Source organism: Pseudescherichia sp. (assembly GCF_031998825.1).
Taxonomy (GTDB): domain Bacteria; phylum Pseudomonadota; class Gammaproteobacteria; order Enterobacterales; family Enterobacteriaceae; genus Pseudescherichia.
The window spans coordinates 1-11,299 of the sequence record NZ_DAMACX010000079.1 but is presented as its reverse complement, the minus strand read 5'-3'; the positions used below and the strand labels follow the sequence as shown (position 1 = coordinate 11,299).

At 57.3% G+C, this 11,299-nt stretch carries 10 protein-coding genes and 1 riboswitch; of the genes, 8 read left to right on the top strand and 2 right to left on the bottom strand.

Translation table 11 applies throughout. From position 1 onward, the window contains the following. From argC to oxyR, 4 genes are all read left to right on the top strand, one after another. The coding region (gene argC / locus RTP97_RS20500) for an N-acetyl-gamma-glutamyl-phosphate reductase (protein WP_312416902.1) at window positions 1-962 on the top strand (962 nt) is incomplete at its 5' end. Between the two features lie 6 nt (window positions 963-968). Beyond that, window positions 969-1,745: an acetylglutamate kinase gene (gene argB, locus RTP97_RS20495; RefSeq protein ID WP_103821654.1), complete on the top strand. Its 777-nt coding sequence runs from the start codon at window positions 969-971 to the stop codon at window positions 1,743-1,745. Window positions 1,746-1,819: 74 nt separating this feature from the next. Beyond that, entirely contained in the window at window positions 1,820-3,193 is a 1,374-nt protein-coding gene (gene argH / locus RTP97_RS20490; RefSeq protein ID WP_312416901.1) for an argininosuccinate lyase, read from the top strand. A gap of 148 nt (window positions 3,194-3,341) precedes the next feature. Next, window positions 3,342-4,259, top strand: a complete 918-nt coding sequence (gene oxyR, locus RTP97_RS20485) for a DNA-binding transcriptional regulator OxyR (RefSeq protein WP_312213911.1) — start codon at window positions 3,342-3,344, stop codon at window positions 4,257-4,259. Here oxyR and sthA read toward each other — a convergent pair. Further along, window positions 4,242-5,642 carry a Si-specific NAD(P)(+) transhydrogenase gene (gene sthA / locus RTP97_RS20480; protein WP_312416900.1) on the bottom strand — a complete coding sequence of 467 codons (1,401 nt, stop codon included), beginning with the start codon at window positions 5,640-5,642 and terminating at the stop codon, window positions 4,242-4,244. The two genes, oxyR and sthA, sit on opposite strands and share 18 nt — an antisense overlap. Before the next feature lie 230 nt (window positions 5,643-5,872). Between sthA and fabR the strand changes: the two genes are divergently transcribed. After that, the gene (fabR, locus tag RTP97_RS20475; RefSeq protein WP_312416899.1) at window positions 5,873-6,511 is read left to right on the top strand and encodes an HTH-type transcriptional repressor FabR; all 639 of its coding nucleotides are present in this window, start codon (window positions 5,873-5,875) and stop codon (window positions 6,509-6,511) included. 10 nt (window positions 6,512-6,521) lie between these two features. Next, complete coding sequence (locus tag RTP97_RS20470; protein ID WP_312213907.1) at window positions 6,522-6,881, top strand: YijD family membrane protein; 360 nt, start codon at window positions 6,522-6,524, stop codon at window positions 6,879-6,881. A 58-nt stretch (window positions 6,882-6,939) separates the two neighbouring features. On the opposite strand, the gene trmA is transcribed toward RTP97_RS20470, so the two are convergent. Continuing rightward, window positions 6,940-8,040 (bottom strand): tRNA (uridine(54)-C5)-methyltransferase TrmA, encoded by a 1,101-nt coding sequence (gene trmA / locus RTP97_RS20465; RefSeq protein WP_312416896.1) that lies wholly within the window; start codon window positions 8,038-8,040, stop codon window positions 6,940-6,942. Between the two features lie 117 nt (window positions 8,041-8,157). Next, a riboswitch (cobalamin riboswitch) is annotated at window positions 8,158-8,336 on the top strand. 65 nt (window positions 8,337-8,401) lie between these two features. On the opposite strand from trmA, the gene btuB reads away from it, so the two are divergent. Both btuB and murI read left to right on the top strand, forming a co-directional pair. Continuing rightward, window positions 8,402-10,243: a TonB-dependent vitamin B12 receptor BtuB gene (gene btuB / locus RTP97_RS20460; RefSeq protein ID WP_312416894.1), complete on the top strand. Its 1,842-nt coding sequence runs from the start codon at window positions 8,402-8,404 to the stop codon at window positions 10,241-10,243. Beyond that, a complete protein-coding gene (gene murI / locus RTP97_RS20455) occupies window positions 10,188-11,069 on the top strand; it encodes a glutamate racemase (protein WP_312416893.1) in 882 nt (293 codons plus the stop codon). Before btuB ends, murI begins: the two co-directional genes overlap by 56 nt. Window positions 11,070-11,299 lie beyond the last annotated feature (230 nt).

The following is an 11,299-nucleotide window of genomic DNA, read 5'->3' as shown; positions in this document are numbered from 1 at the left end:
CAGAGCTTGTAAGCTACGTGAATCGCCATCCTCATATGACCATAACCGCTTTGACCGTGTCAGCGCAAAGCAATGATGCAGGAAAATTAATCTCCGATCTGCACCCGCAGCTGAAAGGCATTGTTGATCTACCCCTGCAGCCGATGTCCGATATCAGCGCGTTTGTTGCGGGTGTCGACGTGGTGTTCCTGGCGACCGCCCACGAGGTGAGTCACGACCTGGCCCCGCAGTTTTTGGCGGCAGGCTGCGTGGTGTTCGACCTCTCCGGCGCGTTCCGCGTTAACGATGCTGCGTTCTATGAAAAATTCTACGGCTTCACCCACCAGCACCCGCAGCTGCTTGAGCAGGCGGTATATGGCCTGGCGGAGTGGAGCGCTGACAGACTGAAAGAAGCCCAGCTGGTGGCCGTACCGGGCTGCTACCCGACGGCGGCGCAGCTATCGCTGAAGCCGCTGATCGACGCCGGGCTGCTGGATCTCAGCCAGTGGCCGGTGATCAACGCCACCAGCGGCGTCAGCGGTGCCGGGCGCAAGGCGGCGATCTCAAACAGCTTCTGCGAAGTGAGCCTGCAGCCGTATGGCATTTTTAACCATCGCCATCATCCTGAAATCACGACGCACCTGGGTACGGATGTGATTTTTACGCCGCATCTGGGCAGCTTCCCGCGTGGGATCCTCGAGACCATTACCTGCCGTCTGAAGCCGGGCGTGACCAAAGAGCAGGTTGCGGGCACGTTCCTGCAGGCGTATGCCGATAAGCCGCTGGTACGCCTCTATGATAAAGGTGTGCCGGCGCTGAAAAACGTGGTTGGCTTGCCGTTCTGTGATATCGGCTTTGCCGTGCAGGACGAGCACCTGATCATCGTCGCCGCAGAAGATAACTTACTCAAAGGCGCTGCCGCCCAGGCAATGCAGTGTGCAAATATTCGTTTCGGCTACCCTGAAACGCAGTCTCTTATTTAAGGTGTGATGATGAACCCATTAATTATCAAACTCGGTGGTGTACTGCTGGATAGCGAAGAGGCGCTGGCGCGTCTGTTTACCGCCCTGGTTAACTATCGCGAATCGCACCAACGTCCGCTGGTGATCGTTCACGGCGGCGGCTGCGTGGTAGATGAGCTGATGAAGCAGCTTAACCTGCCGGTGACCAAGAAAAATGGCCTGCGCGTTACCCCAGCCGACCAGATCGACATTATTACCGGCGCGCTGGCGGGCACCGCTAATAAAACGCTGCTGGCCTGGGCGAAGAAGCATAAGATTGCCTCGGTTGGCCTGTTCCTCGGCGATGGCGATAGCGTGAAGGTTACCCAGCTGGATGACGATCTGGGCCATGTGGGCCAGGCACAGCCGGGTTCGCCTACGCTGATTAACACGCTGCTGGAAGGCGGCTTCCTGCCGGTCATCAGCTCCATTGGCGTGACCGACGACGGCCTGCTGATGAACGTCAACGCCGACCAGGCGGCGACGGCGCTGGCGGCGACGCTGGGCGCGGATCTGATCCTGCTCTCCGACGTGAGCGGCATTCTGGACGGTAAAGGCCAGCGCATCGCCGAGATGACGGCGGCAAAAGCCGAGCAGCTGATCGCCCAGGGCATTATTACCGACGGCATGATCGTTAAGGTTAACGCCGCGCTGGACGCCGCCCGCACGCTGGGCCGTCCGGTGGATATCGCCTCCTGGCGCCACGCGGAGCAGCTTCCGGCGCTGTTCAACGGCACGCCGATTGGCACGCGTATTCTGGCATAAGCATTTTTTGATTTACCGTAGGCCGGGTAAGCGCAGCGCCACCCGGCGGAATTAACGAATAAAGGAAGAGAGTTATGGCACTTTGGGGTGGGCGTTTTACACAGGCAGCGGATCAACGGTTCAAACAGTTCAACGACTCTTTGCGCTTCGACTACCGCCTGGCCGAACAGGATATCGTCGGCTCTGTGGCCTGGTCCAAAGCGCTGGTGACGGTGGGCGTACTGACCGCCGATGAGCAGGTACAGTTAGAAGAGGCGCTGAACAACCTGCTGGAAGAGGTGCGTCTTAACCCGGAGCAGATCCTCGAGAGCGACGCCGAAGACATCCATAGCTGGGTGGAAGGCAAGCTGATCGACAAGGTGGGTCCGCTGGGTAAAAAGCTGCACACCGGCCGCAGCCGTAACGACCAGGTGGCGACCGATCTGAAGCTGTGGTGTAAAGACACCGTGGCCGAGCTGCTGGCGGCAAACCGTCAGCTGCAGGGCGCGCTGGTCGAGACCGCGCAGGCTAACCAGGATGCGGTCATGCCGGGCTATACCCACCTGCAGCGTGCGCAGCCGGTGACCTTTGCCCACTGGTGCCTGGCCTATGTTGAGATGCTGGCCCGTGACGAAAGCCGCCTGCAGGATGCCCTGAAGCGTCTGGACGTTAGCCCGCTGGGCTGCGGCGCGCTGGCGGGAACGGCCTATGAGATCGATCGCGAACAGCTGGCGGGCTGGTTAGGTTTTGCCAGCGCGACTCGCAACAGCCTCGATACCGTATCCGACCGCGACCACGTGCTGGAGCTGCTCTCTAACGCCTCTATCGGCATGGTGCATCTGTCGCGCTTTGCCGAAGATCTGATCTTCTTTAACACCGGTGAAGCGGGCTTTGTTGAGCTCTCCGATCGCGTCACCTCCGGCTCCTCGCTGATGCCGCAGAAGAAAAACCCGGATGCGCTGGAGCTGATCCGCGGCAAATGCGGCCGCGTGCAGGGTGCACTGACCGGCATGATGATGACCCTGAAAGGGCTGCCGCTGGCCTATAACAAAGATATGCAGGAAGACAAAGAGGGGCTGTTTGATGCTCTCGACACCTGGCTGGACTGCCTGCACATGGCCGCGCTGGTGCTGGACGGTATTCAGGTGAAACGTCCGCGCTGCCAGGAAGCGGCGCAGCAGGGCTACGCGAATGCCACCGAGCTGGCGGACTACCTGGTGGCGAAGGGCGTGCCGTTCCGTGAAGCGCACCATATTGTGGGTGAGGCAGTGGTGGAAGCCATCGCTCAGGGCAAACCGCTGGAGGATCTGGCCCTGACCGATCTGCAAAAATTCAGCAGCGTGATTGGCGACGACGTCTATCCGATCCTCTCTCTGCAATCCTGTCTGGATAAGCGTGCAGCGAAGGGTGGCGTATCGCCAGCGCAGGTTGCCCAGGCCATCAGCGACGCCAGAGCACGCCTGCTTTAATCGTACTGCTATAAGAGATGCCGGGCCTGGACCCGGCTTTTTTTTATACAAAAAATGGCATGCAGGGTCAGAGAGTGCTTGATAGGGATAATCATTGATTGCTATTCTATCTATCGCCATGAACTATCGTGGCGTCGGAGGATGAATAATGAATATTCGTGATCTTGAATACCTGGTAGCGTTAGCCGAACATCGTCATTTCCGCCGGGCAGCCGACTCCTGCCACGTTAGCCAGCCCACCCTCAGCGGGCAGATCCGCAAGCTGGAAGATGAGCTGGGCGTGATGCTGCTGGAGCGTACCAGCCGCAAGGTGCTGTTTACTCAGGCCGGCCTGCTGCTGGTGGACCAGGCGCGCACCGTATTGCGCGAGGTCAAAGTGCTCAAGGAGATGGCAAGCCAGCAGGGGGAGACCATGTCCGGTCCGCTGCATATTGGCCTGATCCCGACCGTTGGACCCTACCTGCTGCCGCAGATTATTCCGCTGCTGCATCAAACCTTCCCTAAGCTGGAGATGTATCTGCACGAAGCGCAGACCCAACAGCTGCTGGCCCAGCTGGACAGCGGCAAGCTGGACTGTGCCATTCTGGCGCTGGTGAAAGAGAGCGAAGCCTTTATCGAAGTCCCGCTGTTTGATGAGCCGATGATGCTGGCGATCTATGAGGATCACCCGTGGGCGAACCGCGATCGCGTTCCGATGGCCGATCTGGCGGGCGAGAAGCTGCTGATGCTGGAAGATGGCCACTGCCTGCGCGATCAGGCGATGGGCTTCTGCTTTGAGGCAGGCGCTGACGAAGATACGCATTTCCGCGCCACCAGCCTTGAAACGCTGCGTAATATGGTCGCTGCCGGTAGCGGCATTACCCTCCTGCCTGCGCTGGCCGTGCCGTCTGAACGCAAGCGTGACGGGGTGATCTACCTGCCGTGCATTAAGCCGGAGCCGAAGCGTACCATCGGTCTGGTCTACCGTCCGGGATCGCCGCTGCGCAGCCGCTATGAGCAGCTGGCGGAGGCCATCCGTACTACGATGGATGGCCATTTCGACAGGACGTTAAAAGAGGCGGTTTAAGCCATTTAGCGCCGCTACCCGGTAGGCTTCTGCCATGGTCGGGTAGTTAAAGGTGGTGTTAACGAAGTACTCGATGGTGTTACCGCCGCCTTTCTGCTCCATAATTGCCTGGCCGATGTGAATAATTTCGGCCGCGCGCTCGCCAAAGCAGTGGATCCCTAAAATCTCTTTCGTCTCGCGGTGGAAGAGAATTTTCAGCGTGCCGACGTTCATACCCACAATCTGCGCCCGCGCCAAGTGCTTAAACTGCGCCCGGCCCACTTCATAAGGCACCTTCATTGCCGTCAGCTGCTGCTCTGTTTTACCAACCGAGCTGATCTCCGGAATGGTGTAGATCCCGGTAGGGATATCTTCCACCAGGTGCGCCGTCGCTTCGCCTTTGACCATCGCCTGGGCAGCAATACGCCCCTGATCGTAGGCGGCAGAGGCCAGGCTTGGGTAGCCAATCACGTCGCCCACGGCGTAGATATGCGGCTGTGCGGTCTGGTACATGCTGTTGACCTTCAGCAGTCCGCGCCCGTCGGCTTCCAGACCAACGTTTGCCAGCTGTAGGCTATCGGTATTGCCGGTGCGTCCGTTAGCGTAGAGCAGACAGTCGGCCTTGAGCTTCTTGCCCGACTTCAGGTGCATGATCACCCCGTCGTCCGTTCCCTCAATCTGCTCGTACTCTTCGTTGTGGCGGATCACCACCCCGTTGTTCCAGAAGTGGTAAGAGAGCGAGTCCGACATCTCCTGATCGAGAAATGCCAACAGGCGATCGCGGGTGTTGATCAGATCGACTTTGACGTCCATTCCCCGGAAGATTGATGCGTATTCACAGCCGATCACCCCAGCACCGTAGATGATTACATGGCGTGGCTCATGCTGCATGCTGAGGATTGAGTCGCTGTCATAGACGCGAGGATGAGCAAAATCGACGTCTGCCGGATGGTAGGGGCGGGAGCCGCAGGCGATAACAAACTTCTCTGCCGTCAGCATCTCTACCGTACCGTCATGACACTCCAGCGCCAGCGTATGGGCATCAACAAAGTGGGCGTCGCCCTGCAAAATTTCACAGCGGTTACGCTCGTAAAATCCCTGACGCATCCGCGTCTGCTGGTTGATCACGCTGTCGGCGTGGTTAAGGATGTCGGCAAAGGAAGAACGCAGAAGGCGGGAGTGGTCGCTGTAGAGAGGATTTTGATTAAATTCGATAATACGGCTGACTGCGTGGCGAAGCGCCTTCGAGGGGATGGTGCCCCAGTGGGTGCATCCGCCGCCGACGTTATGATATCGCTCAAGGACGGCGACCCTGGCATTTTGTTTAACCAGCCCCATAGCAGCGCCTTCGCCACCGGGACCGGAACCTATCACTATTGCATCGTAATCGTAAGTGTGTGGCATGGTAGGGCTTACCTGTTCTTATACATAAAAACAACATAATAGTAACATCGTTAAGGGGATAACCCAATTATCGCGCTGTTTTTTTGCGGTGCTATTTTTTAATTCTGCTTGCGTGCGCATTAACGTATTAAAGGTGCAACAGCATGTAAAGAATCATTCACAAAGCCAGGGAAACCGATTAGCTTATCTCTGGTATAGTGCCAGCAGGCCTTTGGAAGGATTCAGACATCGTGATGGGCGTTAGAGCGCAACAAAAAGAACGAACCCGGCGTTCGCTGGTGGAAGCGGCATTTAGTCAGTTAAGCGCTGAGCGGAGTTTTGCCAGCCTGAGCCTGCGCGAAGTGGCGCGCGAGGCGGGCATTGCCCCGACGTCATTCTATCGCCATTTTCGCGATGTGGATGAGCTTGGCCTGACGATGGTCGATGAGAGCGGCCTGATGCTGCGTCAGCTGATGCGCCAGGCGCGCCAGCGCATTGCCAAAGGCGGGAGCGTGATCCGCACCTCCGTCTCTACCTTTATGGAGTTTATCGGCAATAACCCGAACGCGTTTCGCCTGCTGCTGCGCGAACGTTCAGGCACCTCCAGCGCCTTTCGCGCCGCCGTCGCCCGCGAGATCCAGCACTTTATTGCGGAACTTGCCGACTATCTCGAACTCGAAAGCCATATGCCGCGAGCGTTCACCGAGGCACAGGCCGAAGCGATGGTCACGATTGTATTCAGCGCTGGCGCAGAAGCGCTGGACGTCGGCTCTGAGCAGCGCAGGCAGCTGGAAGAGCGTCTGGTGCTGCAACTGAGGATGATTTCGAAAGGCGCTTACTACTGGTATCGCCGTGAGCAGGAAAGAATGTCGCATCAACCCGATGAGTGAAGGACGAGTAATGAAACAGTCAGGTCAAGATAAAGGTACGCTACTGCTGGCGCTGATCGCTGGCTTATCCATTAACGGTACGTTTACGGCGGTTTTCAGCTCGATCGTGCCGTTCTCGCTGTTCCCGGTTATCTCGCTGGTGCTGGCGGTCTACTGCCTGCATCAACGCTATCAAAATCGCACCATGCCGCTGGGGCTGCCGGCACTGGCCGCTGCCTGCTTTATCTTAGGCGTGCTGCTCTACAGTGCGGTAGTGCGGGCCGAGTACCCGGCTATTGGTTCTAACTTTGTCCCTGCCGTGCTGTCGGTGGTGCTGGTATTCTGGATTGGCTACCGTATGCGTAACCGCAAGCACGAGCTGACAGAGTAAAGGAGAGTGTAGGCCGGATAAGCGTAGCGCCATCCGGCGTTTTCGACGGGTGGCAGGTTTATTTTCTGGTCAGCAGCACCCCGCACTCCATATGGTGCGTATAAGGGAACTGATCGAACAGCGCCAGACGTTCCACCTGATGTGTCTGGCTGAAGGTCTCCAGGTTCTGGCACAGCGTCTCCGGGTTGCAGGAGATGTACAGAATACGCGGATAGGCCTGCACCATCTTCTCCGTTTCGCTATCCAGCCCGCTGCGTGGCGGATCGACAAAAATCGTCTCGCAGCGATAGCCCTTTAGATCGACGCCCTGCAGACGGTTAAACTCACGTACCCCGTTCATCGCCTGGGTAAACTCCTCCGCCGCCATACGGATAATCTGCACGTTATCGATCTGGTTGGCGGCAATGTTGTATTGTGCCGCCGCCACCGACGGCTTAGCGATTTCGGTCGCCAGCACGCGATCAAAGTTGCGCGCCAGCGCCAGAGAGAAGTTGCCGTTGCCGCAGTAAAGCTCCAGCAGGTCACCGGTTGAATCGGTGGTGACGTCCAGCGCCCACTCCAACATCTGAATGTTCATCGCCGCATTAGGCTGGGTAAAGCTGTTCTCTACCTGACGGTAGATCATCTCCCGGCCCGCCACCAGCAGGCGCTCATCAACGTAGTCCTGATCCAGCATGACTTTAGTTTTGGTCGCCCGGCCAATGATGTGTACGTTCAGACCCTGCTCCCGCAGCGCATCGCGCAGCGCTTGCGCCTCGGTCTGCCACGCCTCGTCCAGCTTTTTATGGTACAGCAGCGTCACGATAGCCTGGTTACTCAGGGTGCTCAGGTAATCGATCTGGAACAGCTTGTGGCGCAGGACACTATTGCCCCGCACGCTGTCCATTATTGCTGCCATTAACTGGTTGATCAGGGCGCTGGCGGCTGGGAAACTATCCACGCGGATCCGGCTTTTAGTCTGCTGATCGAAGATGATGTGGTACAGGTCATCTCCGTCGTGCCAGACACGAAACTCGGCCCGCATTCGGTAATGGCTGACAGGAGAGCGAAACACCTCCGGCGCAGGCGCGGAAAATGGGGTCATCATCTTTTGCAGACGGTCCACTTTTTCGGCCAGCTGAGCGTCGTACTGTTCTATCGGAAGGTGTTCGGGGGTCATGATGCGTCCTGAGTGAAAATAGATTACGCGGGGATTGTAGGGATTGTGCGCGTATTGTCCAGCCCCGACGTTTTGCGTTTTCTTATCTTAGCAGTCTGGACATCTATAACTACCTACAGGTAGCATCCACGCTCCGGTCCTGTGAGTTAAAAGGGAATCCAGTGCAAATCTGGGGCTGACGCGCAGCGGTAAGGAGAGTTGGAGTGATAGCGAAAGCAGACACTGCCATACGGCGGGAAGTCATCACTCCGGAAAATCTCTAAGCCCGAAGACCTGCCGGTATACGTCGCACTTGGCTCACATCATCGCGTGCTATTGATGGGGCCTGCGGCATCCTTCTTATATTGTGGATGCTTTTACAATGATAAAAAAAGCTTCGCTGATGACGGCGCTCTCCGTCACGGCATTTTCCGGCTGGGCGCAGGACAGCAATCCGGACACGTTGGTCATCACCGCAAACCGTTTTCAGCAGCCGGTAAAAACGGTGCTGGCTCCGGTCAGCATTGTCACCCGTCAGGATATCGATCGCTGGCAGTCAACCTCCTTAACCGATGTGATGCGTCGTCTGCCTGGCGTAGATATCTCGCAGAACGGCGGCATGGGGCAGATCTCTTCTCTTTATGTGCGCGGCACTAACTCCAGCCATGTGTTGATTCTGGTCGACGGTGTGCGCCTCAACCAGGCGGGCGTCAGCGGCTCCGATCTCAGCCAGTTCCCGCTGGCGCTGGTGCAGCGCATTGAATATATCCGTGGCCCGCGTTCGGCAGTGTACGGCTCCGATGCCATCGGCGGGGTGGTAAATATCATCACCACGCGCGAGAAAAACGGCACAACGCTGTCGGCTGGCATCGGGTCGAAAGGCTACCAGAACTATGAGGCCAGCACGCAGCAGAACCTGGGCGACAGCACCCGCGTGACGCTGGCGGGCGACTATACCTACACCAAAGGCTTTGATATCGGCGCCGAAGGGAATACCGGCGGTCTGGCGCAGCCCGATCGCGACGGGTTTATGAGCAAGACGCTGTATGGTGCGCTGGAGCATAGCTTCTCCGAACAGTGGAGCGGCTTCGTGCGCGGCTACGGCTATGACAACCGTACCGATTACGAAGGCTACTACAGCAGCTACACGCCGGACGTGCTGGTAGATACCCGCCAGCTCTATAGCCAGACCTGGGATGCGGGCCTGCGCTTTAATGGCGATATCTTCCGCTCTCAGCTGCTTACCAGCTATGGCCACAGCAAAGACTTTAACTACGATCCGCACCTCGGCCGCTACGACGCTAATGCCACGCTGGATGAGATCAAACAGTACAACGTGCAGTGGGCGAATACCGTTGATATCGGTAAGGGGAATGTCGGTGCGGGCATCGACTGGCAGAAGCAGAGCACCGAGCCGGGAACCAACTACGTCGAGGAAGGCTATGACCAGCGCAATACCGGCGTCTACCTGACCGCGCTACAGCAGCTGGGTGACTTTACCCTCGAGGGCGCAGTGCGTAGCGATGACAACTCGCAGTTTGGCCGTCACGGCACCTGGCAGAGCAGCGCCGGCTGGGAGTTCATCGAAGGCTATCGTTTTATCGCCTCTTATGGCACCGCCTATAAAGCGCCTAACCTCGGCCAGCTGTATGGCTTCTACGGTAATGACGATCTTAACCCGGAAGAGAGCAAGCAGTGGGAAGGGGCCTTTGAAGGCCTGACGGCAGGCGTGAACTGGCGTGTCTCCGGCTATCGTAACGACGTAGACAACCTGATCGACTATGACGATCACGCGATGAAGTACTACAACGTGGGCAAAGCGCGTATTAAAGGCGTGGAAGCGACGGCATCCTTCGATACCGGCCCGCTGGGACACAGCCTGAGCTATGACTACGTCGATTCGCGTAATGCAGTTACTGACGAGCCGCTGGCACGCCGTGCGAAGCAGCAGGTGAAGTATCAGCTCGACTGGCAGGTCTACGATCTGGACTGGAGCGTAACCTATCACTATCTGGGTACGCGTTACGATACGGACTACACCACCTACCAGCGCGTCAAAATGGGCGGCGTCAGTCTGTGGGATGCAGCAGTATCGTATCCGATCACCTCACAGTTCATCGTTCGTGGTAAAATAGCTAACCTGTTCGATAAAGATTACGAGACAGTTTATGGCTACCACACTGCAGGACGAGAATACACCGTCTCTGGCAGCTACACCTTCTGATCCAAGACCCACCGTGCTGGTGTTTGATTCCGGCGTCGGTGGGCTATCGGTCTACGATGAGATTCGGCGTCTCCTACCGGATCTTCATTACATCTATGCGTTCGATAACGTCGCCTTCCCGTACGGAGAGAAGTCAGAAGCGTTTATCGTTGAGCGGGTGGTGGAGATTGTCACCGCCGTTCAGGCGCGCTATCCGCTCTCTCTGGCGGTGATTGCCTGTAATACTGCCAGCACCGTCTCGCTTCCTGCCCTGCGCGAGAAGTTCGGGTTCCCAGTGGTAGGCGTTGTGCCCGCCATTAAACCTGCGGCACGCTTAACCGCTAACCGCATCGTTGGCCTGCTGGCAACGCGAGGCACGGTAAAACGCCCTTATACGCACGAGCTTATTCAGCGCTTTGCTAATGAGTGCCACTTTGAGCTGCTGGGATCGTCTGAACTGGTGGAGATAGCCGAGGCGAAGCTGCATGGCGAACCGGTCTCTCTCGACAGGCTGCGCCGTATTCTTCGCCCATGGTTACGGATGGCAGAGCCGCCAGATACCGTTGTGCTGGGTTGCACCCACTTCCCCCTTCTTCAGGAAGAGCTATTGCAGGTGCTGCCGGAGGGAACGCGGCTGGTGGATTCGGGGGCGGCAATTGCCCGTCGGACGGTATGGCTCCTTGAGCACGACGCACCCGATGCTAAATCCTCCGATGAAAATATCGCATACTGTATGGAAGTGACCCCGGAAGCTGTGCAATTAATGCCCGTTTTGCAGCGATACGGCTTCAAATCGCTTGAAAAATTAGCAACGGACAGCGGGTTTGCACAAAAAAGAGACGCTTGAAAGAATTTTTGAAATTAGCTCTTGTCAGCCCCGAATAACTCCCTATAATGCGCCTCCACTGACACGGAACAACGGCAAGCAAGCCGCCGCATCAGCAGGACTTCTCCGGAAGTTCTGACAGAGAAAAGCGAAAAATAAACGCTTGACTCTGGATGAGGAAAACGTATTATACGGGACCTCGCAACGGTGAGCGAAAGCCGCGTTGCACTGCTCTTTAACAATTTATCAGA